The sequence below is a fragment of the Paenibacillus sp. FSL R5-0475 genome, from assembly GCF_038004585.1.
Lineage (GTDB): Bacteria > Bacillota > Bacilli > Paenibacillales > Paenibacillaceae > Paenibacillus_AQ.
On sequence record NZ_JBBORK010000001.1, the window covers coordinates 2,518,245 to 2,544,785 of the forward strand.

A 26,541-nucleotide genomic window follows, 5' to 3' on the forward strand; every position below is an offset into this window, starting at 1 on the left:
AAGGAATACAACCAATGAATGATATTTCGCAAGAAACGATACGGTACCCCGCATCACGCATCTTAGATGTTGCTAAAGCACTTTCTGGAGATGTCAGAGTCCGTATTCTTGAAGCCCTTGGTGACAAGCCCATGAGTGTCAGTCAATTGGCCGAGACACTTGGCGTAGCTCAACCAACAATTTCAATCAATGTACAGACCCTTGAGCAAGTTAACTTAATTTCATCTACACAGGGTGCAAATCGCGAGAAAATATGTGCGGTCACCTGCCGATCCATCCATCTCGATCTTCCTTCGAAGCTAGGCGATGGTCTGCATCAAACGGAAGAAATACATATGCCCATCGGGATGTTCTCCCACTGTTCTATTCAACCCTCTTGTGGTATGGCTGGAAAAGACGGCGGAGTCATCGGTTCTCAGGATGATCCACGGGTATTCTACATGCCGGAACGAGTTGATGCATCTCTCTTATGGTTCGCTGACTCTGGCTATGTCGAATACTATTTTGCCAATCCACTACCCCCTGGTGTCGAGCTTGATGAGATTCGGATTTCGGCTGAGGTTTGTTCTGAAGCACCTGCATTTCGGGAAGATTGGGCAAGTGACATCACATTAGCTATAAATGACCTACATGTCGGTACTTGGACTTGTCCATCAGATTTCGGTAACCGGAAAGGAAAGTTAACACCCGAACGATGGAAGGGTGGTACAGAATATGGAATGCTGACAGAGTGGAGTATCTCAGAACAGGGTAGCAAAATAAATGGAACTGCTTCTTCCCCTACTACAATTAGCTCACTGAAGCTGGCATTTAATGAGCCCATTCGAGTACGATTTGAGATTCGCGAGGATGCCCTCAATAGACGAGGACTTAATCTATTCGGAAGTGGTTTCGGAGACTACTCACAGGATATTATCCTGTCGTTTGTGCGTCGTTCAGTATCGGGTACATGATAACACGTAAGAATTGCACACCTGAAACCAGAGTAGATCGAAAGCTTCAGATGTGCCAGTGGACAATGTTTTCTTTACACACCAATTACTTACGCTTATCTTCAGCTTTTTTGATATTCTCAGCCACTCTAAATTTCACGATCTTACTAATTAATTCATAGGGCATCGGCTGATTAAGAGGGAATTGAATGGATCCTTTTGCTCCTTTATAGACTGATAATTCTTCTTTGAAAGCGTCAATACCATTAGGCGTTGGATAAAATCCAATATGGTTTTTGAAAGCCGCAAAATGCACCAGATTTCCGTGCAGTGTAAAAGTAGGCATCTGATAGCTAATCTTTTCAATCGCTTCAGGTGCCGCTTCTTTTATTACTTTTCTTATTGTACTAAGGATTTCCTGAATCTCAGATGGAAACTTTGAAATATAGTCATCGATCGATTCATACGTGATTTTAGCGTCCATGGTAAGTCCCCTCTCTGTTTCAAGTTCATATTTAACTTTGATGAAGTGCTGCCAATGCTTCGTCTTCTGTACTCTTGAACAATATTTTATTCCCCTGATTACATTCGTAAATAAAATCATTCAGACTTTTACTATTATAGCCAGTAAATTCTCCCACAATAGCAACTCGCATCTGATAGTTTGTATACTTTTGAAGAATCTCTCCGGCAAGCCCCGTCTTTAACTCAAAAAAATCATCTGTGATTTGCTCTTTTCTTAGAATCATTTTATCGCATTCTTGATATCTCACGTTTGCCATTAGATCCAATGCATCATTCACATTATTAATTACAATACCCTCGCTGGAAATCAAAGCTACTGTTGAATTGTCTTTACGGTTTAATGTGATTTGCATTCTAAATTGCTCCTTTTTCAATAAGAAATTCTTTTACGTTGTGGTTTCCTTGTTGGATAGCTATAGCTAATACTGATTCACCACCTTCAATTTTAGCATGGATGTCAGCTCCGTGTTCGATTAACAAGCGTATCAGCTCCACATTATCCGAATGAAAAGCTGCAGAATGTAAGACAGTGTGCCCTTCGCTATCAAAAATATGTGTCTGAGCACCCTTGTTCAATAGCAGTTGGATAACACCCATATTCCGCTCCCCAGCAATTGCAGCATGAAGTGCAGTATTAGAAGGAATGAAATTAATCTTGGAATGGGATACTGCATCAACCTCAGCACCATGGTCTATCAATACCTGCACCGCTGCTTCTTTACCGAAATGTGCTGCATATCCCAAAGGTGTAAGGCCCTCGTTATTTTCCGTATTTGCAAGAGCCGGATGGAATTCTAAAATTTCTGTTAGTCGTGCAGCATCGCCATGTTGTGCCGACTGAAAAACTTCATTAATACTTTGCCGTAGTTCCATTAGATTTCGCCTCTTTTCAATTGATGAAGAAATGATTTAGCTTATTTTTTCTGGATAGTGAAGCCATTCTCCTGCTAACAAGAAGAAATGATGTTGTCGTCTTTTAAAGACGATAACCATTTCTCGTAAAATAACAAACACAAAAAACAATACAAATTTATTGTAAATCAATAAATTAAATGCTAAAATCATGAAGTCATTAAATAAGTGAGGTGTTTTAAATGAATGTTAAACGAGGTTCAACCACTTTCTTAAAAGTAATTATTTTTCTGGTTGGAATTGCAGTGCTTGCTTTGTGTATCTGGTTGCCTGAGATAGCGGTAAGAGATGCAAGAGTACATCCAGATACGGCTTACTTCCTGATTCCCTTTTTAGTATGTGCTTACGGATTCTGTATTGCGTTTTCTGTTGCGCTGTATCAAGCATATAAACTATTAAACAACATTGAAAAGAACAATGCTTTCTCTGAATTATCCCTTAACTCTTTGAAGATTATAAAGAAATGTGCTTTTACAGTCATTTTCCTCATTTTGTTAGGAATAGTAAGCTTAAGGGTGCTTGCTAAAGTTACAGATAGTGATGATGCAGCGGGTCCTACATCATTATGTCTAATGGGTCTTTTAGCAACAAGTATCATCGCAGCCATTGTGGACGCACTTCAAAAGCCATTAAAAAATGACCCAGATATAAAGCCAAAAAATGTATGATTAACAGTCAAATATCAACATTAGAATTTAATATAGCCAAAAGAAAAGAGTATTCATTCGAAGGTTATCGAATGAATACTCTTTCTTTTTAATGTATATTGTGAGCCAATTTTTAAATTAAATCAGACTTTTGAAGAAGCCGCTTAACGATCGCTGCAACCTCATCTCTGGTCATATCATCCTTGGGAGCAAGTACATTGCTGCTTCGTCCCATGATTACGCCTGCCTGCAAGCAGTCAGCAATTGCGCTAATCGCCCAGTCAGATGTTTTGCCGGCATCGGTATATGGGTTCAAGAATCCTTCAGCGGATTGATTAGGAAGGTTAGCCTTTAGCGCTGTAATTTTCATCGCTTTGGCGATAATTAGCATCGCTTGTTCACGGGTAATTTGGTCATCAGGGCGGAACATGCCATCTTCAAAACCATTGATTAATTGATATGCATATGCAGTATTGATCGCACTGTTATACCAATCGGTAGTTTTAACATCCGAAAATGGTGTTGCTGTTTGACTCAATCCTAGTCCGAGACCGCGAACGACAATCGCCGCAAACTCTGCGCGGGTAATCGCTTGATCAGGTGTAAATTGACCATTGCCAGTCCCTTCGATAACTAAACGGGAACCCATATCATTCACTGCATCTTTTGCCCAGTGATTAGCAACATCACTGAATTCAAGCGGATGCCAGATTACAGAGTAAGTGCCACCACTAAGGCTGTTGATTGTAGCAAAATATTTGCCTTCAATGACTATCACTTTAGTAGGTACATGACGCATTGAGCCATCAGCATCAATATACACACCGGTTGTAATCTTATTCGGGTCCATCCCATCCGGAATAGCAATCGTACGTTTCACATACGTATTGAATTGGGATAGTTCAATACTCTTATCTCCGTAAATACCTCTAGCTGTAAAGTTTACTGGTGCGCCGACTAATGAAAATGATCCGTTTTGTGCAGTAGCTCCTAATGCCTTAACTTGATCGGCAGTTGGTGCGCTGATTTCAATCTGTATTTTAATATCTTGTAAAGCTACAGACTTGCCAATCTGCGCGGATAAGGCGTCAATATCAATCTGCCCAGCAGGCAGTGTAAATGTCGCATTTCCCGTTCTGATTTCAAGTACAGCTTGATTTCCCTGCATATTTTTAACTATTTGTCCGTTTAGTTCGCCAACGATAACATCAGATTTACTAGTGGCAGTGATAGAAACCACAGCACCTTTACCTTCAGCGGCGAGCTTGTCTTCCAGCTTCTTCTGGTCTAAAGCAATGGTGGTTAGCGTTTGATCATTCCGTTTACCATTCGTCGCAGTTCCCACGGTTTCCGCTTTACCATTGATTAAAATGGAAGCATCATTTGCCACAGGTGCCGGCGTTGCTGATGGAGTTGGTTGAGAAGGAACATCAACACTGGATGGAGCGCTCGGGATGACTGTATTAGATTCAGCAGATGATTCGCTAAAGCCAGCCTTATTGATGGCCTGTACCGTGAAGGTGTAGCTTGTACCATTCGTAAGACCACTGATTGTAAGCGGACTTCCATTACCCGTAACCGTCAGCCCTCCCGGATGAGCCGTTACAATATATCCTGTGATTTCACTTCCACCATCGTTTACCGGCGGTGTAAAGGTGATGATCGCTTTACCATTTTCTGCAGTTGCAGTTACGGATGTTGGAATACCCGGTGCTGTAATTGGCTTAGCAGGAGCCTTCACAGTAACGGTTGTTGAAGCTTTATAACTTCCATCTTTCGTTGTAACTGTAATGATGGCTGTTCCCTCACCAACTGGAGTTACTTCTCCATTCACAACCTTGGCTACAGTCTCATCGCTGGAGCTCCAGATCAGGTCTGGATCTGTTGCATTTGCAGGCTCTATTGTCGCTTTTAGTATTCCCACAGTTTCATCAGCTGTTAAATCGAGCGTCTCCTGATCTAGCCTCACCCCAGTTACATTCACAACTGATGGAATTGGTTCACTTACATGTACTGTTGTTGAAGCAGTAAAACTGCCATCTTTAGTCGTAACCGTAATGGTGGCTGTTCCAACACCAACCGGGGTTACTACTCCGTAAACAACCTTAGCTACCGTTTCATCACTGGAGCTCCAGATTACCCCCTTATTGGTTGCATCGGCAGGTGCGACTGTCGCTTGTAGCGTTTTATCACCTTCTCCAACTGTTAAATCAAGTGTTGGCTGGTCTAAGGTTACTCCGGTTACTATAACAATTGGTGGCTTAGGTGCTGCCACATTCACAGTTGTTGAAGCCTTAAAACTTCCATCCTTAGTCGTTACAGTAATAATTGCTATACCCTCACCAACTGGTGTAACCACTCCATCCACGACTGTTGCAACAGTTTCATCGCTGGAGCTCCAGATCACATCTGTATCTGTCGCATTTGCAGGTTCTATTGTCGCCTTTAGTAAGGCATCTGCTTCACCAGCAGTTAAGTCGAGCATCTCCTGATCAAGCTTCACTCCGGTTACGTTCACAATTGGAGCGCTCACAGTTACGGTGGATGTCGCAGTATAACTTCCGTCTGTTGTTGTTGCTGTTATCGTTGCCGTTCCAACGCCAACTGGGGTGACCACTCCATTCACAACTGTCGCCACAGTTGCATCACTGGAGCTCCAGATCACGGTTTTGTTCGTGGCATTAGCAGGTTCTATTACAGCATTTAGTGTATCTCCTGCTTCTCCCTCTGTTAAACTAAGTGATGTTTTATTCAAAGTCACTCCAGTTACGAGGACATCTCCCACATCGTTTACCTGCACATTGAAGGTGTACAAACTACTTATAGTGCCATCATTTACAGTAACAGTAATCACACTGTTTCCGTAGGCATTCTTCGCTGGTGTTATTTCTAACGTCCGCACATCCCCACTTCCACTTACTTTCAGTCCATTATTCGGAATTAGGGAAGTATTAGAAGATGTAGCTGATACATTTAGGTCATCCCCATCCACATCAATGACCTTAAAGGAGCGTGATACAGATTTATTTTTTTCCGTTGTAGTACTTCCCATGAAGCCTGTGTCCTGCTTCCAGCTAGCACCAGTGATTGAACCGTTCTTAGCTGAACCAGCCGGTGTATTGACAGCGATAATACCATCATTGCTATTCGAAAATTTATAGTTCAAAGCCAGATTAGGCTCTGATCCATTCAAATCGACGTTCATTTCGCGAACAATTTCGCTCTGGGTTTTAGCTTTACTCCAAAACCTTACGTCTCTCATCCCACCGCTGTAATCTCCGTCCTGTCTCCAGGTGCTTTTACCAAGCCAGTTGTTCGGACGTGCCATATTTCCAACTGTACTTAAATCCATAGCCCCTTCTGCCTTAAGAACACCATCCCAATAAATACGCCCCTTTTTCTGACTGTGATCATAAACAATCGAGACATGTACCCACTTGGAGATCGGGAAATCGTCTGTGACATTAATATCTCCTTTATTGGTGTAAGCGATGAAATGCATTTTTTTGCCGTTAAAGCCCACAAAAATATTGTGGTTCTGCTCTGCGATTGAAGATTCGAAGAATCTCATCCAGGTATTAAAACCATTGACTTTTAAATTACCTTCAATTGTAAAAGAATTCTTGTATAACAGTTGATCTGGGAACGTCACATAATCCCCATTGCCGTCAAAACTAAGATAATCCCCGCCATTCATTTCAGTCAGATAAGGTGCATCGTTCACTGGATTTACAGTAATTGTAGCAGTGCCTAGATCTGGGTTGAATGCTGCAGAAACAGTGGTATTCGCATTTTTTTGATAATTTTGATAGCCGACTGCTGTTGTGTCCCATAGCTTAAAGTCAATGGAAGCTGTTCCGTTCCAGTCTTTAGCGGGGACAAAACGAATTTTCTCCGATTTCAGCAGCAGAAAAGCTTTAGCGTCAGACACTGGCTCAATATTATACCAAATATTTGCTTGCGTGTTGTAATATTGCCAGGCCCCATTGGTATTATCAAAAGACACCACAGCAATTCCTGTTGAAGCTGGGTCAGTTACCTTACCCGACAAAAGACTAGACACAACAACGCCTGCGTTGGAAGAATCGTCTTCATTGATGGACGGTATCACAGCTGGGCTATTCACGATCCAACCAAAGTCCGATTTTGCACTCACTATTTGAGTGTGGATCGGTCCCACACCTTGCACCACAACTCCAGTGGCTAACGAAATACTAATGCCTATTTTCATAAATGATGGCTTCAAACTCTTTTTCCCCCTCTAGCTTAAATCATGTCATCATTTCGACAATAATCGAGAGTATTATACAAAATTATGATAAACGAAAAATAAACAAAAAAAAGAACCTTCGAAATCCAATCGATTCGTCGGTTCTCTTTTACTATATATTAGTTCATCATCTTCATAATCAACGCTTTAAGCTTAGGATCAGGTGAAGTTCCAAGCTCCTGTTGAAGAGTCTCTTCTAATTGCCCATATCGCCGATAAGCTTCATTCATACGTCCTAGTTCAATATACAAATGAATGATTTCCTGATGGATATCTTCTCTCAAGGGATCCAATTTCAATATTCTCTCAAAGTAGTGCAGCGATTGTTGACGCTCGTTCTGCTCCATATGAAATCTAGCAGCTAGTTCCAGCAGTCCAATAAAATCCTGTTCAAGTCGGCGTGTCTTCCCACTAGCCCAATCGTATGCTTTACCTTTGAGAAAGGACCCCGTATACAATGTTTCTACTTGATTGAACCATTCAGAATCTTTTTTCGAGACCTGCCTAATTTGCTTCAGCTGTCGCTTAAACTCATACAAATCACAATAAATACTGCGTTCCTCTATACTAATTTCGGTTCTGCTGGCTTTAATAAAGCTAGTTCCGATTGCTTTTCGAATATAGTATAGGGTTGAGTTCAGATTCTTCAACGCTTTATCAGGCTCCAGCCCGCTCCATAAGGTATCGATAATTTCATCTCGGCTAACCGTCCCTTTACTAATCAAAAAGGCAAACAATTCTTCGGTTTTTGGGCTCCTTAGCTTGATGGGCTCTCTGTCTTGCGTACGGCGGTATATCTTTAGTCCATTAAATAAGAGAACTTCTATGACGGGCTGAACCGTCACACCTCTATTCATTTTTTTGATCTTATCCAAAGTTTTAGTTAAACGCTGTGCAGTTACAGGCTTCAGCAAATAATCCACAGCACTCAGTTCGAAGGCTTGCAGTGCGTATTCGTCATACCCTGTAACAAAAACCACATTAATCGATTCATCTAGTTCATGCAAAAGGGTGGAAAGCTTCATTCCATTTGTCTCAGGCATAGAAATGTCCAAAAAAGCTACATCAATCGAATTCCCCTTCACAAATTCATAGGCTTCCGTCGGATCCAGAAAAGTATCGTATACTTCAATCTCTCCACTCTGAGATAATATCCTTTTTAAGCGCTTTACTGATAATTCTTCATCATCCACGATAATGGCTCGCAGCATACTTCAACCTCCTATCCGCTTCATGTGTTGTTTGGGGATATCAAAAGAAACCCGTGTGCCTTTTCCTTCAACACTTTGAATACGAATGTTCTTTCCATAGAGAAGTTTGATGCGTTGACTAATATTCCAAAGCCCTACGCCTCTTTTATCTACATCTGATTTCATGATTTCCTCCAGCTTGTGCTCACTCATTCCGCGTCCATTATCTTCTATAACAAAGCTGACTACAGAAGGATCCGACTCTTTCACAGATATAGTTACCTTACCTCCCCGTAAATTGGACATCAGTCCATGTCTTATAGCATTTTCTACTAATGGTTGTAGGATAAGTGGGGGAATCCGGCTATCTGTATTTGCGGTTATATCATATTCCACTTGTAATCTAGCACCAAAGCGCACTTTTTCAATATTAATATATGCTTTAACTAGCTCTAGCTCACCCTCCAAGGTAGTTAACGAATCCAACTGTTTGAAGTCAAAGCTGCTTCTCAAATACTGTGACAGCTCCAGCGTTAATTCTTCCGCCTGCTCAGGTTCTTCCACACATAATGCAGCAATTGAATTCAGGGCATTGTACAAGAAATGCGGTTTGATCTGAGAACGTAAAAAGGCAATTTCGGCATCTTTAGCTTTCTTCACAGAAGCTCTCAATCGGGTCAGGCTTTTCACACGCGCCATTAATTCTTCCGCTTCAAACGGCTTCCCCACATAATCATTTGCCCCATTATCCATGGACATTTTCATATCGTTAACTCTATTCTTCGCCGTTAGCATTAACACAGGCAGCTCAAAGGGTGTGAATCTCTCTCTAATCCTTTGCAGAACCTCATAGCCAGAAATATCCGGCATTGTAATGTCCAGTACAACGAGAAAGAAGTCTGAATTCTTCGATAACTCATCAAGTGCCAGCTGCCCGCGGTTCACAACAACAATGGAATATCCCTCAAGCTTGAACAAGTTGATCATAGATTGCAGGTTGGCAAAATCATCGTCCACGACCAAAATCGGCTCATTGATTTTACCTTTGATATATATAGGATACTCCTGGCGCGGAAAGAAAACTTCTCTATAAGGAAGAGTCTTATCCACGATTGGACCCGTGACTTGATTAGATGTTCGATCCCATCGTGAAATAGTAAATATAAAGACCGAACCTTTACCTGCAACAGAGTCCACTCTAATGTTCCCGCCATGTAACTCAACCAGCTTCTTGGTAATGCTTAGTCCGAGACCTGTCCCACCATGACTGTGAATTTCAGCTTCATCCACTTGCTCAAAGGCCATAAAAATACGTTTCTGCATATCCGGTGCAATTCCGATTCCCGAGTCTGCCACACGAACCTCAACCCATTCATGAGTAAATCTGGCACTAATATTTATTTCACCCTGCTCCGTGAATTTAATCGCATTATCTACCAAGTTGTGCAAAATCTGAATCAAACGGTTGCCATCTGCATGTACAGGTGGAAACTCTGGAGCAACATTGTTTACGAGAAAGATCGACTTTTCTCCGAGCAGAAACGAATGTATACCGATAACAGAATCTACAACAGCTTTCAGATCTAGGGTGCTTTTATATAAGGTGATATCTCCATGCTTCATTTTGGAATAATCGAGTAATTCGTTTACCATATAAGTTAATCTTCTTCCACTTCCCATTACGATCGCTAGATTCTGCGCTTGCCTTTCGGTAACTGGACCTTCAACCCCATTAAGTAGTGTAGCAGTAATGTTCACTATGGCATTTAGTGGTGTCTTCAGCTCATGAGAGGTATTGGAGAGAAATTCGTCCTTAATTTTGTCCAGACCGATCAGTTGGTTTTTCATTTCATCTATCGTATGATAAGCCTCGAAAAAACGGAGAACAATCAGAACGATCATAATGATATTAAAGGCTACAATGTAAAACTGTCCTAGCCAAAGGTTTTCTTTCATCGAAAGAGCAAACAGAATGATGTCTATCGAGTACAGATTGATAGCAAGAATCGCCAAGAACAGCAGCAACGATTTGATCCGATTTACTTCTGTGCTTCTGATATACAAGATAGCCACTCTAAACAACATCCAAATTAACATCAATTCATATACAATGATCACATAGGTAGAGAAAAGCGTGTAAGTACGAATAGGCAGGATTGCTACCAATATTATAAAGCTGCCTAGTATAATCGTTACGACTTGCGTAAGTTTTAAAGAGATTATGCTTTTGTGCATTTGGTAAAAAAATATAGCCAGAACAATAAAACACGATATGGAGCTAATATCCTTCACTTTGTATAACACAATGAACGAAAGGTTTGGGAAAAACAGTAACAGCGAACGTTCTCCAATCAAGCCATGATAGATCGCAAGCAGTAAACAAATAATAGCAAATACAAGTAAGGAGTAATCCTTCTTACGGTATAAAGCAGCCGCCACAAAGCAGATGACAAAAATAAGTGATAATGTTCCCAATATTGCAACTGTACTAAATTCACGAGCCGTACTCTTCTGCTGGTTCTCCAGCATAGCGGCTTCCTCGCCAAAAGTAAGAGATACCGGAATACCTGCATTTACATATTCATAGTTAGAAACTTGAATGATAATCTCTACATCACCTTTTTCAGACGAAAAAAGCCCAATCTGCGGAATATTCCCTGACTGGTAATCGGCAGTACTCATAGTGGGGTTTCCATCCTTAATGAGTAAATGCCCATTCACATAAATCGCACTCGAAAAGCGGATATTCGTTTTTTTCAAAGCGAATACACCGTTTACAGGTAAGTTTTTCAGCACCATCCGATAAGTAGCAGAACCGAATGCAGGTAAAGGTTGTCCATCAACCACTTTGCCATTCCATCGTGAGGGGACCTCCATTAATGCTGTAGGAGCAGGTTTGTCTGTGCTTGATTCTATAAAATGCTCAGGCATTAGCAGCTGGTTCCAATAAAATTCCCACTCACCATCTAACTTGATGATCTTTTGTTGCCCATAATCCCAAGTTGAAAGATCCATGCTCCCCTTCTGAACTTGCAGATAATTCTCATGTTGATCATTATCTATAAAAATGGATAGTGGGATTGTTGCTAATGAGATGAAAGCAATTAAATAAATAAGTAACGTCCTTTTGAGCATCGTAGGCCCCTTTTCTATGGTGATGTTAAGCTGCGCAAACGCTTGGGGCATCGTGCAACACTTGGATTATATAGGATAGATAACGATAGATAACGATAGATAACGATAGATAATTCTATAAAATTTTCTGTTTTCCTTCATGTTTCGACAAATTAATGGAATGGCGATAAGCGATTACACGAAACTGAGATCCACGCTTGACCTTAGGTCAGACCTAAGGTTTATAGTTAAATCAACAAATACCAATATAGTTAGGAGCACCTCCATTGAATCATTACATTACGATTGGTGAACTTTCAAAACTTATGAATGTATCCGTACATCAAATCCGATATTTTGAAGAGAAAGAGATTTTATTTCCAGCCTATACTGATAGCAATCAATACCGGATGTACGGAATTAATGAGATTTATCAGTTGGCCCAGATCCTATTACTCCGCAAATTGAACGTGCCTGTCAGTACGATTAACAAAAGCATGAATAACTTCACCAAAAATGACTACTATCAACTTTTGGAGCAGTCTCTAAGTAAAATAAACTCTGAAATAAACCAGCTAATGTTGTTGCAGCAGTTTTTACAAAAAGTACTTAAGGAATACGAGCACTCCGACATTCTAGAAGACAAATATCACATTAAACAATTGGATACTCGTCATTTAAAAAAATGGATGGAAATAGAACAAGATGAATCACTGACCGCTCGAAGTCTGTATGAAAAAAAGCCGCAACCAACTCATTTATTTGAAACAGATCTGCATTATTTATACGGTACTGAACAAGTAACCTTATGTTTTGAAAGCACTCACTTCCCGGACATCATCCTAGAAAAAGGCAGCTACTTATATAAAGCATTTTTCGTGACGGATGATCATGATATTGAACTTGAGATTGCTCAACTGGAACACTATATAACACAACATCACTATACAATTCAGGGACCATTGATCCTTTTGGAAAAATCATATCTATCCCTATTCAACAATGACAAGCTTCATTATGAAATCCAAATTAATATTAAGCATGACCCTGACGGTGTAGCATGATAAGTCCGAACAAGATAACAATCGCTCACTACCAAGAACAAGATCATAGAGCAGTGTGCAATCTTTTAGTGGATGCGTTCCACGGTAAGTTCCACTCCCTCACCTCACTAGAGGACGATGATATTGCTGAACTACTTTTTGGGCTCTGGGAGCATGATCAACCGTCCGCATCATCACAACAAATCGTAGCTAAAGAAAATGGAGAGGTTGTCGGTACGCTCAGCATTAAGTGGAAGGACAGCCGAGCCTCAGACAGAAGTAAATTAATATCACCTCACCATAGTTCCTTTTCACAATTATTTAAGCAATTTGGATATCTAAATGTGTGTAAGTTAATGGTTGGGTTACATTTTTTGAATTATCAGCCTCGCGCAAAAGAATGTTATGTCGATCATTTGGCCGTTCGATCTAGCCACCGTAATAAAGGAATCGGTAAGCAGTTGCTTAGTTGGGCAATAGATTTTGTAAACAGTCACTCAGAAGTGGACAAATTAACGCTACATGTTGCTAAAAATAATAAACGAGCTATTCATATGTACCAACAGATGGACTTTGCTATCGATCAATCAAACTATAGCGGGATTAGACACCTTCTTTTTAAAGAGGCTAATTGGCATTACATGACGAGGCGTTTACCACTACATCCTAGGAGCTCAATAAATGAAAAAAAATATTAAATTAACCGCATGCTTGATCATTGGCTTAATGGCAGCTTCAGTCTTATTCGTATTAAATCAGCATTCCTATGCAATGAATGAGCAAAAGATAGAAATCGAAACCCCTCAGGGTAAACTAACAGGAACTTTAATTCTACCCCAGCACTATTCTGGAAACGTAGGGCTAATAGTTTTTGTTCATGGTGATGGTCCCATAAATGACACATACGATGACGGATATAAACCTTTATGGGAGAAATTCGCATCTGCCGGATATGCGTCTTTGTCTCTTAACAAGCCTGGTATTGGTGGTTCCTCTGGTAACTGGTTGGAGCAAAGCATGGAAGATCGTGCTCAGGAAACGATATCTGCGATTAACTGGGCGAAGAACTTACCAATGATTGATAAGAAGTCTATTGGTTTGTGGGGAGCAAGTCAGGCCGGTTGGGTGATTCCCAAGATTGTAAAAGAAGTTCCTGATCTCGCGTTCAGTATTCTTGTATCGCCTGCGGTGAACTGGATTTCTCAAGGTAAATACAATACAAGATTAGAAATGAAACAAGAAGGCTTCTCGGAAAATGAGATCCAAGCGAAAGAATATTATAATGCTCAAGTATTACAATTACTTAACGAACGAGCATCTTACGAGGATTACTTGCGTATTGCACAATCCGAGGACTTGATTTCTAAGGAACGCTGGGGATTTATTGCCAAAAACTATCAGTCTGATGCCACAGAAGACCTTAGTTACTTCAATGCTCCTGTCCATTTAGTACTCGGCGGTCAAGATATCAATGTAGATATTGAGGAAACCGAACGTATTTATCGTGAAAAAATACCTGCCAGCTTGCTCTCAGTCTCTTATTTTCCCAACGCTGACCACTCTATGCTGTCAAAGAAGAATGCCGCATCCCCCTTAAGGACTTATTTAACCGCTGTTTTCTTTCCACGACAATTGGTGGAAGATCAATATTTAGATGATCTAAGCCGATTTGTAAAGACACAACCGTAAACCTATTTACAGATAAGAAGTCTGGCTATTGACTTTACCCTTAGGGGAAGGTGCATAGTGGAATTGAACAAACCATCGAAATTCAAAGTTTATATATCATTAAATATCGAAGAAATGGAGATGAGATTGTTGCTGTCCATAGGAGAATTCTCGAAGATATGCGAAGTGTCAACCAAAACGCTGCGGTATTATGATGAAATTGGATTAATTCATCCCGATGAGATTAATCCCGAGAACGGTTATAGGTATTATTCCATCAAACAACTAACAAAAATGCTCTTTATCAATCGTTTGAAATCTTATCATTTCTCACTTGAAGAAATCAAAGATATTCTGGAATGGGAGCAGGATCATTTTGAAGAGAAGCTTAGTACAGCCCTAAATCTCAAAAAAAGAAAACTACAAGAGAAACTACGAACTTACGAATATACGTTAAAGCAAATTAATAGTGATGTTCTAAATTTAGAGAAAGGAATATCTATGATGTCCTACCTAAATAAGATAGAAGTGCAAATTGTTGAAACCAAACCAATGCATATTCTTTTTACGCGTCAAATGTTGAGCAGTGATGATTATGCGCTTGGATATGGTAAGTATTTTAGCAAACTGTATGAAACTATTGCCACTGAAAAGCTGACCTTGCTGGGCACGCCAATAACAATTTATCACAGTGAGGAATATAATCCTGCCGGGAATGATACAGAGTTTGCCCTACCTATTGAGGAGATCGTAAACGGAACGAGGGAATTACTTGAAGGGCTGTGTGCGAAGTCTGTTTATAAGGGCCCTTATTCAGAATTAACATCGGTTTATGCGAAGCTCACAGAATGGATAGAAAATGAAGGTTATGAAATGGTGAACTCACCTTATGAAAAATATATAACAGACCCCACGCAAACTTCTGATCCTGAGGATCTTGTTACTGAGGTGTATTTTCCAGTTAAAAAAAGAGCGTAGCCACACTCATATTCACACCAAAATTTGATTAAAGGAGTTATCGATATGCACAGAAACTACTGGCCTACAAAAGACTGGCAAACTTCAGATCCGGCTACCTTAAGAATGGATACTGAACAACTTTCAGAACTAGAAGCTAAGATTAAATCCGACTATAGTAATATAAACGGAATTGTAGTGGTGAGAAATGGATATATTGCCTACGAACAATACTTCAATGGCTATGGTCCTAATGATCTGCATCATGTGGCTTCTGTAACGAAAAGCATCTTATCCGCCCTCATTGGTATTGCCATTGATGCCGGCTTTATCAAGCATGTTGATCAGGAGGTGCTGGATTTTTTCCCCGACTATGTTCCCGACGATGCTGCTGCCAATCTACAAAAACGAGAAATCACTATACGCCATTTGCTCACCATGACAGCTCCCTATGCTTTTGAAGACTGGCACGAGCCACTGGAGCAACTCTGTAAATCGTCCGACTGGGTCAAATACACACTTGATATCCTTGGCCACCAAGGGAATGTCGGTGATTTTAAATATTCCAGCGCAGGGGCGCACTTACTGTCAGCTGTCATCACTCGTTCCACAGGAAAAAGTGCCCGTGAGTTTGCTAACGAGCGATTATTCAGCCCTATCGGCATGACGGAAATCCCGGATTATGAGATGAAATCATTTGGGTTTGATGATTTATTTGGGGTAAATGTGAAGGGATGGGTAGAAGACCCCAATCGTATCACCACAGGAGGATGGGGACTTACGTTGTCTCCACGTGATATGGCGCGTTTTGGTTTATTATATTTGAACCGTGGAAAATGGGAGAATAATCAGATTATTTCGGAGACATGGATTGAAGAATCAACAGCGACGAACCCTAATCATTACGGTTATTTGTGGTGGCTACGCGAAGAAGATGGGACTTACACTTACTCAGCGTTAGGGGATGGTGGTAATGTCATTTGCTGCATTCCAGAAAAAAAACTTGTCGTAGCTATCGCCTCAGAATTCACACTTCAGCCTCGTGACCGGTGGCCTCTGATTAAGGATTGTATTATTCCGTCTGTAGTAGAGTAAAGAAGATAGAAAACATGCTGGTTGCCACTACTTCATTAACAACTAGGAGTGCAACCAGCTGTCTACAATCTAAATCATTTTGCTTCAAGGAAAAATAATATCGCCTTCGTTGCTGCTTACATCAAAAAATCCTACTTTGTGTTTTATAGCCAACTCCCGCATCGCCGTATAAGCTTCCTCAGCTACAGAATAAGCGAAAGCTGCATAGATGACGGATGAGCCAAGCGAGTAGTCAGTCAACCGGTTATCCGTTCCTGCTTCCTCCATCGCCTCAAAAATCTCATCCTCTACATTCATATTAGGAAATTGCTCGGACAACTCACTATAAAAACGTTGCAGCGCCTCCGATAAAACTGATGGATCATTATAGGCATGGTCTTCCGACCACTGCACTTGCTGCTCATACCACTTCATAAACGCTGCTCTCTCTTGCGGTGCTTTAGACGTCTCGAACGCCATCAAATCATAACTCATTAGCAATCCTCCTCTAAACCACCCTAATCGTGCATTTTCAGTTCCTATAAATTGTTGGGCTGTTTTGATTATATATTAAAAATCATCAGACCCATACTATAGAATTATGATACTTACTCACCCATTAAATATTTAAATATCATGTGAGCTCAGGTGTATCTACAAAAGTAACCACTGGCTCCATTACGCCATGTAATTCAAACAAGATTAGTTCGTTCCCGCCTTGACGCAAAAGCGGTGCCGGTATGTAAAGCGTTTTTGTCGGACCCTCCTCCCAGTAACGACCTAGATTAAAGCCGTTTATAAAAACTTGACCTTTACTCCATCCGTCCAGCCGCAAAAAAGTATCCTCAGGCTTACAGACTTGAAAGCTCCCCCGGTAGAAAGTGGGCCGCTGACGTTCTTCGCAATCTATCGGTGTGAATGATAATCCTTTAAGATCTGTTAATGGCAAGGAACGAATGGTCCAATCATGCAAAAATTGATAGCCGAGTCTAACGCCACAGGTTATGCCCTTCGGATCACGAAGCAGAGGGCCATAATTTACGCGTCCCATGTTCTCCACAAGAATGTCGATTTGCAGTCCCTCAATCGGGATCTCTAATGAAATTCCTCGCGGATCCCAGCGTTCAACTGTACCGACAAAGGCCCCATTCGCGAATACAAGCGCACGATCGCGAACTTCTTGAAGAACGAGCTCCGTACTGCTGCGGGGTCCACTGATCTTCGTTGAATACAAGATAAATCCATAATCTTGACCCAGTTTCTCCATTGGCTCGGGACATGCTCTACGTTCTGGACGAGACAAAACGTCTAACTGAGTGAACAGTGGTGCTGCTTCTGTCATCAACACTTTACCATAAGCTTGTGACTTTATTAACGGCGGTAATTCCAGTGGCGGCAACGTTACGTATTTCTCAATAATTTTTCGAGCTTCATAAAATTTTGCAGTTGGCTTACCCGATTCGTCCAGCAGTGTATCATAATCGTAGCTGGTTACGATGGGCTCATATTTGTCAAAAAGATTTGCCCCATTCATAAATCCAAAATTTGTCCCCCCATGAAACATGTAGAAGTTAACAGAGGCTCCTAGAGCCAGCATTTCATCCAAAGTCTCCGCTACTTCGGATTCGGGGCGGGTATTATGCGGTTTCATCCAGTGGTCAAACCATCCATTCCAGAATTCCATACACATCAACGGTCCCGTAGGCTGATATTCACGTAATTTAGCAAAGGCTTCCTTTGCCCGTGAACCGAAATTTACGGTGGCGAACACTCCGTCGATCATACCGCCTTGAAGCATATGATCTTCAGCTCCATCTGAAGTAAACAGCAGAACGTCCATGCCGCGGGCGATCATTCCTGCTTTTAGATCATGCAGGTAAGTCTTATCACTCCCAAAGCTTCCATATTCGTTCTCTACCTGAAGGGCAAGCACAGGCCCACCGTTAGTGCTTAACAAAGGCCGCAGACGTGGAAGCAACTCATCGAAATAGGCATCCAACTTAGATAAATAGACGTTATCATTACAACGCAGCTGGATGTTATCGTCCGCAAGTAACCAAGCTGGCAATCCACCGAATTCCCATTCCGCACAAATATAAGGACTTGGCCGCAAAATCACGTGCAAACCAAGCTCTCCAGCAAGTCTAACGAAAGCCTCGATGTCAGCAAATCCATCAAAATTGAAGTTCCCCTCCTCTGGTTCGTGTAAATTCCAAGGAATATAGGTTTCAACAGTATTTAATCCGCAAGCCTTCAGCTTCAGCAAACGATCCTGCCAATATTCCGGAACGATCCGGAAGTAATGAAGCGCACCAGAAAGCAACCGGATGGGTTGTTCGTCTAATATAAAATGATCCCCTGATATGGATAACTTCCGCATATAATTTCTCCTCCAACATTGAGATAGACTATTCAATTATAGGTAATAAAAATATCAACCCATATGGACAATTCTAATGAAATATATGGAGAATTCATTGGTTGCTAGAGGCTTTTGTGATGCTATAAACTATATTCATAGGAGGTTTTACGGATGTCAAAAAGAACTCATATTTGGTTAATTACCACAGATCAAATGCGTGCGGATGCACTAGGTATCGAGAACGCTTCCGTACTGACACCTGAGCTTGACAAGCTTGCTTCAGAAGGCACGCTCTTCACTGGAGCTTACTGCGCTAGTCCCGTTTGCACGCCCTCACGTTCCTCCATTTTTACTGGAAGGTACCCTCATGTCCATGGTGCTTGGAACATCGGTACTGCGCTTAGAGAAGACGAACTTACCTTGTGCGATCATTTAAAGACAGCGAATTATAAAACCATCGGTATAGGAAAGATGCACTTCCGTCCACAAATGAAGGGGGACTTTTCACAAGAATATGAAGATCCTGCTTATCGAGATCGCGGAAGAGCTTCCGATGGAACGTACTACGGATTTGATGAGCATCATATTACTGAAGACAATTGTATCGGGGAATATATGGAGTGGCTTAGGGAACGCAACCCGGAAGTAGCAGAACGATTCAGTAAAGACCGTTTCAGAGCCTCCGATGCTCAACACGATGTGTGGGAGAGCGAAATTCCTCCGGAGCTGCATCAGACTTACTGGATTGCTGAACGGAGTATCGATGCTATCCTCGCCCACAAAACCGAGCAACCGTTATTCTTATGGTCCAGTTTCGTTGATCCGCATCATCCCTTTGACCCTCCAGAAGTTTATACGGATATGTACGCGGACATTGACATTCCATCACCAACCAGAGAAGCTGACGACGTTCATCTTCGTCCTCCAAATTTGCTGCGTCAGAGTCAGGGAGGATATTGGCCTGGTGGCGGTGAGGAGCATTCTCTTGATGAAGCGCATATGAAACGACTCACTCGAAATTATTATGCGATGATTACCTTCATTGATGAGCAGATCGGACGAATTATAAAAGCTTGGCGTCAAAAAGAAATGTACGATGATGTTGTCATCCTCTTTACCAGCGATCATGGAGAACTGCTCGGTGACCATGGACTAATTTACAAGGGACCGTGGTTTTATGAAGGGTTAACACGGATCCCGATGATCGTACGTGGTCCTGGGATTGCTTCCGGGCAACGGGTCTCTGCTTTGATGGAACATGTTGATATTGTCCCCACACTGCTTGCAGCCGCAGGTCTCAAATTCCCCTACGGAATTCAAGGCGTGTCACAGATGGAAGTGCTAGCTGGCAGGGAGTCCCATGTACGTAATTCTGCCCTAACCGCTTATATTGCTCATGATCGAGGCATAAACGCTAAGTGTTTGCGAACTACACGTTATAAGCTAGTTATCTTTGCAGGAGAGACCTACGGTGAATTATATGATCTGAAAGAGGATCCTCATGAAAACTACAATCGTTTTGAAGATCCCGATTATAGTGAAATTCGCAGTTCGATGGTAGAATTACTCGTCCATCGAATGATTCAAGATCAGGACCCATTGCCTCAGCGCCGGAGTAGCTGGTAAATCAAAACACATGCTAAACTCCTTAATCTTTCCGTAACAGACGAAGGACAACCTGAATGTTCAGGTTGTCCTTCGTTAAGATCATTTCCCCAATTCGGATGCCTTTAGAATATTAGAAATTGGACGTCCAGCAATCAATTCGCCGTTGTTTACAAACCCTTCCTCTCGTCCCTCCAGCTCGTGAATAAGACGCTCTCTCCATTCACGTATACGCTCTAAATTATCGGTACATCCGATTGCATTAACCTTCTCTAAGGGATCGGTCACTAGGTTAAAGTACTGCTCTTCGCCTGTCTGAGAATACCATATGAATTTCTCTCTTCCATCCGTTAAAAAGTGGTGAGACTTTTCTCCATAGGCTTGCTCCCCATGAATATAAGACCGCCACACTATCTGATCTCCCTTACACAGCGGCAACACACTTTGCCCTTCTACTGTAACTGGTATTTGGACGCCAGCAGCTTCAAGAAACGTCGGCATAATATCGCGAAGCTCTACAATGGAATCAAGCCGGGAGCCTGCAAGAAGTCCAAGCGTTTCTCCCGGATCAAACACTATGAAAGGAATCTTAGCACTTCCTTCATAAGGAAGAGATTTGCGGAAGTAATGATGATCCCCCATCATTTCACCATGATCAGAAGTAAATAGAATCAAAGTTTCATTTAAAACTCCATATTCCTGCAGCCCATTGATCAACCTCCCAATTTGGTCGTCAAGATGCGTTATTAGTGCATAATATGCGGCACGGGCACGAACCAATCTGCGCTTTGGCAAATGAGTGAACGAAGATGTTGGATCCTTAGCACTGTTTAAAGCTGCATTCTCGTCCACCCAATCTCCGACTGGAGGATCAGGAATTTCCAAATCCATGTACATATCTAGATAACATTGCGGCGGATCCAAGGGGGAATGTGGGCGAACGAAGGAGGACCATAGGAAAAATGGTTTTCCAGGGTCTCTTCTTCGTAAGAAGTCTAACGATTCGGTTACGCACCAATTCGTTGGATGCATCGATTCTGGCAAATGCCAGGGGCGGGTAACCGTTGAGGCATTGCAATCAAGTCCTAAGTCAGTGATATCCGAATTGGCATTGGTTTGTCTTCGCAGCCACTGTAAATAATCATCTACTTGATCATAGTGTTCATCATATATGGCTTGGCTCTTGTCCCGATTGTAGTGAAGATATCCATCATGAAGCACTACATTATGAAATCCACATAGATTACGTGCAGGATACACATGCATCTTGCCAACACACTGCGTATGATAACCAGCTTGAGCAAGCTCTCCGGCAATCGTATGGGCGTAATTCCATTCAACCTTATCCTGATACCCCACCCGCCCATGTGATCGTTGGCCCATTCCTGTCATGATAGCAGCCCTCGCGGGAATACAACTCGGGGTAGCTGAGTAAGCGTGTTCAAATAATATCCCTCTTGATGCAAGAGAATCCAGGTTGGGTGTCTCAACGACGGGATGTCCCATGATGCTCAGGCAATCAAAACGCATCTGATCCACTGTGATAAGCATAAGGTTGGGCCGCTTTGAGCCATTTTGATGGTCCAGATTAGTGTCAATCATAACCTCACTCCCTTCTTATACTCCTGCGATGACGGACGGTGTTGCGATCGTGTGCCACAAATTCGCACTTATCGCCCTTGGGCCGTCATCGAGAACGAGACCGTCGAACGTAAGTAGCTCCTCTTCTAATTCAGCTATCTGTTCCACTTTCCCTTCGACATAACTATTGATTCGATGAATAGCCGTCCTAATCCTCTGAAGCATACCTCCCATACGAAGATCAAAAACATCAAGACCAAACACCTTATTTTCCAGCTCCCATTGCACCCGATAGTCATCCATAAATCGAATGGCTAAATATGATAGTTCTGGCAAAGTCACCTTGGAAAAATGAGCCAATTCCTCAACATTCCCTCGATGATAAGCATCACGTATGGAAATCCCGATTTCGCTCTTTATCGCAAGCAAGCGACACAAGCTGGCTTGTACAGAGAATAAGGACTGCCAAGGCGAATTCCGAGTAATCACCTGTTCGAGCATTTTCGCACTTTGCTGATAATGCTTCGAATACACGCTAGGAATAACATGTCGATCGAACAAACCACACAAAATATCTTGATAAAGCAAGTATTTAGCCGGATTGATGGAACACCCCCCCCGGAACCGAATTACCTGGAACCAGGTTAGCCGCATCGAGTGCCATAAAGTCATCATAATGGCCTTGCACGCAGCTAATGAATCTTTCTTTGACATGATTCTCCACGAAACATCCCGTGTAGCACAGCTCCGCCCAAAGTTGAAGGGTAGGAAGAACCGAGAAGACGGAAGCTTCAGCACCATTATCTCCCCATGCGGTAATCAGCACTTCTTGAATTCCATGCTTAACACAGCTATCATGAGCCAGCAGACTGACTTTGCGGCTGAATTCATTGTTTGGAGCGAAGCCCATCCATTTCCAAGCACCACCTGCAAATCCAATATGATCATTCAGCTGCTTATGTTTGCGTAACATTCCGTCGTATTTCTCCTGCGTTTCCGAATAGTAATCCCAATAGATCAAGGTAACATCTTCAGGAATCAGCTTAACAATATCGGGGCTGATTGGACTTTCAGCATCGTAATATTCTCCGGAACTGGCCAGACGGAAAAACATGTCGCTCCACATCATCGTACGGAAACCATATTTCCTGGCGATTTCCATAACAGTACTAAAGTGTTTTAACATCAAGGAGGATCGATCTTGATAACCATGCTTGTCTAGATATTTACCAAGTCCCATCATATGCGCTTCGTCCATCCCAATATTTATGCGGCGACTACTTACATGGGTCGCCATGAAAGTGAACATTCGATCAATTAACTCGTAAGTTCTCGGATCATCAATGAGGAGAATGTCTTGGAAATCCACTAGCGGTGCATGTGCTTGCCATTTCAATGCTTGGCCCAGATGAGCCAGCGTCTGGATACAAGGAACTAATTCTATACCAAATAACGCGGCATACTGGTCCATCTCCCGAATTTGCTCCCCTGTATATCGACCTCTTAAATAACCGAAATAAGGATACCCCTCAAGTTCGTAGGTGTCTTCCGTATACAGTTGAACCGTTGAATATCCCATAAGCGCTAAGCGCCGAATCAATTCCTTATATCCTTCATGGTTAAGAACAGCATTTCTTGAGCAGTCTACCATGAAACCTAGCTGTTCATAAACCGGCATTTCATTAATTTCAACTCTCTCACTACGACGTAAATTCTCTAGCAATCGGCTGAGTGCCCGGATCAACTGATGTTCCTGTTCATACTCAATAGTGGCCTGAATCTCATCGTAAGATATTCGAATGCCCTTCCCTTGTTTCTTACAATTTACTGGAATCCCTGACCGTTCTATTCGAATACTCAATATTCCCGCTACTTCTGAAACAGCTGCTAACTGTTTCTCGGTTAACCCTGTCAAGTGAATGCTATGTATCATAGACTTTCCCCTCCTAATCTTATTATAAGTATGCGATCAGTAGCGCCGCACATTCTTGGTTCTTCTTCAAATCATTAAACGGAAGATCCGGGCTGCTTCAGCCCGGATCTTCTCTATCCATCAATTATTCAATACCTTGTTCTTTGGCCTTCGCATTTACTTCTTCTATCATTTTATCAAGACCTTTAGCCTTATAATCGTTCACAATGTTATTCCAGTAACTCTCAACGGGTTCTTTGGAAAGCATGATCTTAAGCAGATCATCATGGTCCAGTACAGTAAATTTATCCTTTGTTGGGGTGGACAAATACGTTAACCGAATGTCGTATTCTGGAACCTTCGTATTGTTCTGAATCCAATCGATATAATCGACAGCTTCTTTGCGGATCCCTTCGTTAGCGATCGTCGGGTTATCCATGTTATAGCTATCGGAAGTTTCATAAGCCACCAAATTTTTTAGAAATCTACTAGCTGGATACTTCTCATTTAATGAACCCTTTTCAATGACAACCTTCTGCCCATTTTCCATCTTGTAATCGACACCTTCAATGCCATAAGTCAACAGGTCCTTACCTTCAGGAGACAACACATAATCATAGAGTGCCATGATGCGATCCATCTTTTTATCGTCAACCTTATTGCTGAAATAACTTTCCGACCAGTACGTTTTAAAAATAGCATGTGAGCGTTCACCATCAGGTCCAATAAGTGGCTTGAGTGCCTTTACGCTCTCCATGATATCCTTATCCGGATAAGCTGTTTTCCAGCGTTTTTCATACATATCGCTATTTAAATTTATAAAACCGCCACCGCTTAGAAGAGCAGCTGCTTTACCTGCTACGAAATTGTCATAAGACTCTGCAGGCTTTACAAGCGCGATGTCTGGATCGATCAAACCTTTTTCGTACATATTCTTCATGTTTTGTAACGCCGGAAGCGCATTTTTCGAAAATACAGCAGGTATAAACTTACCGTCCTCTTTGATCCATTTGAAGTCACTGCCGCTTCCATCACTCGTGGCGACCGGGTTACCGTACAACCAGAAGAATCCGCCCAGCATCTTGGTAGTTGTCGTCGTAAGACCGGTAATATGCTTCCCTTCCGGATCCGACTTCACGATTGCATCAAGCATAGCTTCAAACTCTTCCCAGGTCTCGGGTTCTTTTGTGATTCCAGCTTTTTGAGCAAGATCCCATCGATAGAACACCATACGATCCAGTGCGCTCCAATCGACACTCGGGAACATCCGGCGAGGAACGGTATAATACTTTCCGTCTACACCTAAACCTTTAATGTCCGGCGATTCGAAGTATTTTGCAAGGTTAGGATACTTAGAAAGATCCGGAAGTGCTTTGACAACACCTTGTTCAACCCATTTACGCTGATATTGCGTACCGACAGCGTCGATCGCGAAAATATCAGGCAATTGACCGGAAGCAGCCCACATTTGAATCTTCTGGGTATAGTCATCCCAGGTCATATTGACAGGTTTTAATGTAATGTTGAATTTTTCTAATACTTGTTTGGCGATCGGGTCTTTTTCGATGTTAGCAATTTCAGCATCCGCGTCCCAGAAACCAAGAGAAATGGTCATTGGATCCTTGTAAGGGTTGTCCGTGGAATTAGAAGAATCCGGAGATACTTCACCGTTTGATGCCGTCTGCCCTTTGTCGTTATTGCCTCCACCGCAAGCCGTGAGCACCGAAGCCAATAAAGTTATGCATAATGCCAGTGTCATCATTTTCTTTCTAAGCATGCTTGAAACCTCCCTTTATACTATTTTAGGATAGAATCAATCTATTTAAAATCTTTCTTATCCTTTTATCGAACCAACCATAATGCCTTTATTAAAATGCTTCTGCAGGAACGGATAAACAACAATAATCGGAATGCTCGAAACTACAATTGCTGCCATTTGAAGTGCAGGTGTGTAGACCTTCCCCGTCTGCTCCTGCTCGGCCATCGTCTGTGCCATTTGACTTAGCAAGGAATTCGAAGTAATGAGTGTCTCACGTAAATAAATCTGAAGCGGGGCCTTTGAAGCGTCACTGATAAAGATCAACGCGTACCACCATTCATTCCATCTTTCCACGGCATAGAACAAAGCAAAGGTCGCCATGAATGGGGCAGAGATCGGAATAATGATTTTGTAAAGGATGTACAGATCATTTGCCCCATCCAGCTTAGCTGACTCTTCCAGACTTTCTGGAATCGTGTTGAAATAGTTTTTCATAATGATCAGGTAAAACGTATTGAGACCGGCGGGTATGATCATGACGAGTATATTGTTTACGAATCCTAGATCTTTAACGACTAGATAAAAGGGAATTAAACCGCCATTGAAAAACATAGTGAACAAGATCAAACTAAGCATTATGTTTCTTCCCGGCATGCCCCGCTTGGATAATGCGTATGCTCCCGCTACAGAGATCGTCATGCTGAACAACACACCAACCGCCGTTACGATGACAGAATTTAAAATCGAAGTCCAAAACTTCATATCCTGAAGCAACAGCTTGTATGCCGACAGGTCAAACGAAAGCGGAAAAATATAAAAATCGCTTTTACTAATCGCTTCGAACTTTGCAACTGAGATAATAAGAACATTATAGAAGGGAAAAAATGTTACTAGTGCTAGAAGCCCCAGAAACACGAATGCGACGATATCGAAGACACTCCATTTTTTTCTCTTTTTAACCGTTGTGTCGGTCACTTGCTTCTCCCCTTT

General features: G+C 42.0%; 21 protein-coding genes. 8 read left to right on the forward strand and 13 right to left on the reverse strand.

Annotated features, from left to right (window positions below):
* Positions 1–14: 14 nt before the first annotated feature.
* Positions 15–953, forward strand: a complete 939-nt coding sequence (locus tag MKX41_RS11340) for an ArsR/SmtB family transcription factor (protein ID WP_340970483.1) — start codon at positions 15–17, stop codon at positions 951–953.
* Positions 954–1,038: 85 nt separating this feature from the next.
* Here MKX41_RS11340 and MKX41_RS11345 read toward each other — a convergent pair whose 3' ends face one another.
* From MKX41_RS11345 to MKX41_RS11355, 3 genes are read right to left on the reverse strand one after another with little or no spacing between them, the layout of a single operon-like run.
* On the reverse strand, positions 1,039–1,416 hold the full coding sequence (locus MKX41_RS11345) for an iron chaperone (protein WP_339265224.1): 378 nt from the start codon (positions 1,414–1,416) through the stop codon (positions 1,039–1,041).
* A gap of 31 nt (positions 1,417–1,447) precedes the next feature.
* Positions 1,448–1,810: a DUF4180 domain-containing protein gene (locus MKX41_RS11350; protein WP_076283444.1), complete on the reverse strand. Its 363-nt coding sequence runs from the start codon at positions 1,808–1,810 to the stop codon at positions 1,448–1,450.
* 1 nt (position 1,811) lies between these two features.
* Positions 1,812–2,330 carry an ankyrin repeat domain-containing protein gene (locus MKX41_RS11355; RefSeq protein WP_340970486.1) on the reverse strand — a complete coding sequence of 173 codons (519 nt, stop codon included), beginning with the start codon at positions 2,328–2,330 and terminating at the stop codon, positions 1,812–1,814.
* A gap of 221 nt (positions 2,331–2,551) precedes the next feature.
* Between MKX41_RS11355 and MKX41_RS11360 the strand changes: the two genes are divergently transcribed.
* Complete coding sequence (locus MKX41_RS11360) at positions 2,552–3,037, forward strand: DUF2975 domain-containing protein (protein WP_340970489.1); 486 nt, start codon at positions 2,552–2,554, stop codon at positions 3,035–3,037.
* A gap of 112 nt (positions 3,038–3,149) precedes the next feature.
* Here the strand turns inward: MKX41_RS11360 and MKX41_RS11365 are convergent, their stop codons facing one another.
* From MKX41_RS11365 to MKX41_RS11375, 3 genes are all read right to left on the reverse strand, one after another.
* Positions 3,150–7,262, reverse strand: a complete 4,113-nt coding sequence (locus MKX41_RS11365) for an S-layer homology domain-containing protein (RefSeq protein ID WP_340970491.1) — start codon at positions 7,260–7,262, stop codon at positions 3,150–3,152.
* 143 nt (positions 7,263–7,405) lie between these two features.
* The gene (locus MKX41_RS11370; protein ID WP_340970494.1) at positions 7,406–8,497 is read right to left on the reverse strand and encodes a response regulator; all 1,092 of its coding nucleotides are present in this window, start codon (positions 8,495–8,497) and stop codon (positions 7,406–7,408) included.
* Positions 8,498–8,500: 3 nt separating this feature from the next.
* On the reverse strand, positions 8,501–11,611 hold the full coding sequence (locus MKX41_RS11375; RefSeq protein ID WP_340970496.1) for a hybrid sensor histidine kinase/response regulator: 3,111 nt from the start codon (positions 11,609–11,611) through the stop codon (positions 8,501–8,503).
* Between the two features lie 266 nt (positions 11,612–11,877).
* Here MKX41_RS11375 and MKX41_RS11380 point away from each other — a divergent pair, with 266 nt between their 5' ends.
* From MKX41_RS11380 to MKX41_RS11400, 5 genes are all read left to right on the forward strand, one after another.
* Positions 11,878–12,654: a MerR family transcriptional regulator gene (locus MKX41_RS11380; RefSeq protein WP_340970498.1), complete on the forward strand. Its 777-nt coding sequence runs from the start codon at positions 11,878–11,880 to the stop codon at positions 12,652–12,654.
* On the forward strand, positions 12,651–13,331 hold the full coding sequence (locus tag MKX41_RS11385) for a GNAT family N-acetyltransferase (protein WP_143764023.1): 681 nt from the start codon (positions 12,651–12,653) through the stop codon (positions 13,329–13,331). Before MKX41_RS11380 ends, MKX41_RS11385 begins: the two co-directional genes overlap by 4 nt.
* Positions 13,315–14,322 (forward strand): alpha/beta hydrolase family protein, encoded by a 1,008-nt coding sequence (locus MKX41_RS11390; protein WP_340970500.1) that lies wholly within the window; start codon positions 13,315–13,317, stop codon positions 14,320–14,322. The genes MKX41_RS11385 and MKX41_RS11390 overlap by 17 nt, the downstream gene beginning before the upstream one ends.
* Before the next feature lie 129 nt (positions 14,323–14,451).
* On the forward strand, positions 14,452–15,279 hold the full coding sequence (locus MKX41_RS11395; RefSeq protein ID WP_340974883.1) for a MerR family transcriptional regulator: 828 nt from the start codon (positions 14,452–14,454) through the stop codon (positions 15,277–15,279).
* A 45-nt stretch (positions 15,280–15,324) separates the two neighbouring features.
* Complete coding sequence (locus MKX41_RS11400; RefSeq protein ID WP_340970501.1) at positions 15,325–16,353, forward strand: serine hydrolase domain-containing protein; 1,029 nt, start codon at positions 15,325–15,327, stop codon at positions 16,351–16,353.
* A gap of 84 nt (positions 16,354–16,437) precedes the next feature.
* On the opposite strand, the gene MKX41_RS11405 is transcribed toward MKX41_RS11400, so the two are convergent.
* Together MKX41_RS11405 and MKX41_RS11410 are read right to left on the reverse strand one after the other, a co-directional pair.
* The gene (locus tag MKX41_RS11405) at positions 16,438–16,827 is read right to left on the reverse strand and encodes a hypothetical protein (protein WP_042189026.1); all 390 of its coding nucleotides are present in this window, start codon (positions 16,825–16,827) and stop codon (positions 16,438–16,440) included.
* A gap of 139 nt (positions 16,828–16,966) precedes the next feature.
* Positions 16,967–18,712: a glycoside hydrolase family 35 protein gene (locus MKX41_RS11410; RefSeq protein WP_340970503.1), complete on the reverse strand. Its 1,746-nt coding sequence runs from the start codon at positions 18,710–18,712 to the stop codon at positions 16,967–16,969.
* A gap of 153 nt (positions 18,713–18,865) precedes the next feature.
* On the opposite strand from MKX41_RS11410, the gene MKX41_RS11415 reads away from it, so the two are divergent.
* A complete protein-coding gene (locus tag MKX41_RS11415; RefSeq protein ID WP_340970505.1) occupies positions 18,866–20,320 on the forward strand; it encodes a sulfatase family protein in 1,455 nt (484 codons plus the stop codon).
* A gap of 81 nt (positions 20,321–20,401) precedes the next feature.
* Here the strand turns inward: MKX41_RS11415 and MKX41_RS11420 are convergent, their stop codons facing one another.
* From MKX41_RS11420 to MKX41_RS11440, 5 genes are all read right to left on the reverse strand, one after another.
* Entirely contained in the window at positions 20,402–21,901 is a 1,500-nt protein-coding gene (locus MKX41_RS11420) for an arylsulfatase (protein WP_340970507.1), read from the reverse strand.
* A 15-nt stretch (positions 21,902–21,916) separates the two neighbouring features.
* Entirely contained in the window at positions 21,917–22,441 is a 525-nt protein-coding gene (locus MKX41_RS11425) for a hypothetical protein (protein WP_340970509.1), read from the reverse strand.
* Between the two features lie 31 nt (positions 22,442–22,472).
* Positions 22,473–23,813 (reverse strand): family 20 glycosylhydrolase, encoded by a 1,341-nt coding sequence (locus MKX41_RS11430; RefSeq protein ID WP_340970511.1) that lies wholly within the window; start codon positions 23,811–23,813, stop codon positions 22,473–22,475.
* Positions 23,814–23,937: 124 nt separating this feature from the next.
* On the reverse strand, positions 23,938–25,569 hold the full coding sequence (locus tag MKX41_RS11435; protein ID WP_340970513.1) for an extracellular solute-binding protein: 1,632 nt from the start codon (positions 25,567–25,569) through the stop codon (positions 23,938–23,940).
* Between the two features lie 57 nt (positions 25,570–25,626).
* Positions 25,627–26,526, reverse strand: a complete 900-nt coding sequence (locus MKX41_RS11440; RefSeq protein ID WP_340970516.1) for a carbohydrate ABC transporter permease — start codon at positions 26,524–26,526, stop codon at positions 25,627–25,629.
* Positions 26,527–26,541 lie beyond the last annotated feature (15 nt).

Bases quoted from the DNA above. Each gene is read 5' to 3' on its own strand.
- MKX41_RS11340 (WP_340970483.1), top strand. From the start codon at position 15: ATGAATGATATTTCGCAAGAAACGATACGGTACCCCGCATCACGCATC.
- MKX41_RS11345 (WP_339265224.1), bottom strand. From the start codon at position 1,416: ATGGACGCTAAAATCACGTATGAATCGATCGATGACTATATTTCAAAG.
- MKX41_RS11350 (WP_076283444.1), bottom strand. From the start codon at position 1,810: ATGCAAATCACATTAAACCGTAAAGACAATTCAACAGTAGCTTTGATT.
- MKX41_RS11355 (WP_340970486.1), bottom strand. From the start codon at position 2,330: ATGGAACTACGGCAAAGTATTAATGAAGTTTTTCAGTCGGCACAACAT.
- MKX41_RS11360 (WP_340970489.1), top strand. From the start codon at position 2,552: ATGAATGTTAAACGAGGTTCAACCACTTTCTTAAAAGTAATTATTTTT.
- MKX41_RS11370 (WP_340970494.1), bottom strand. From the start codon at position 8,497: ATGCTGCGAGCCATTATCGTGGATGATGAAGAATTATCAGTAAAGCGC.
- MKX41_RS11375 (WP_340970496.1), bottom strand. From the start codon at position 11,611: ATGCTCAAAAGGACGTTACTTATTTATTTAATTGCTTTCATCTCATTA.
- MKX41_RS11385 (WP_143764023.1), top strand. From the start codon at position 12,651: ATGATAAGTCCGAACAAGATAACAATCGCTCACTACCAAGAACAAGAT.
- MKX41_RS11390 (WP_340970500.1), top strand. From the start codon at position 13,315: ATGAAAAAAAATATTAAATTAACCGCATGCTTGATCATTGGCTTAATG.
- MKX41_RS11400 (WP_340970501.1), top strand. From the start codon at position 15,325: ATGCACAGAAACTACTGGCCTACAAAAGACTGGCAAACTTCAGATCCG.
- MKX41_RS11405 (WP_042189026.1), bottom strand. From the start codon at position 16,827: ATGAGTTATGATTTGATGGCGTTCGAGACGTCTAAAGCACCGCAAGAG.
- MKX41_RS11410 (WP_340970503.1), bottom strand. From the start codon at position 18,712: ATGCGGAAGTTATCCATATCAGGGGATCATTTTATATTAGACGAACAA.
- MKX41_RS11415 (WP_340970505.1), top strand. From the start codon at position 18,866: ATGTCAAAAAGAACTCATATTTGGTTAATTACCACAGATCAAATGCGT.
- MKX41_RS11420 (WP_340970507.1), bottom strand. From the start codon at position 21,901: ATGATTGACACTAATCTGGACCATCAAAATGGCTCAAAGCGGCCCAAC.
- MKX41_RS11430 (WP_340970511.1), bottom strand. From the start codon at position 23,813: ATGATACATAGCATTCACTTGACAGGGTTAACCGAGAAACAGTTAGCA.
- MKX41_RS11435 (WP_340970513.1), bottom strand. From the start codon at position 25,569: ATGCTTAGAAAGAAAATGATGACACTGGCATTATGCATAACTTTATTG.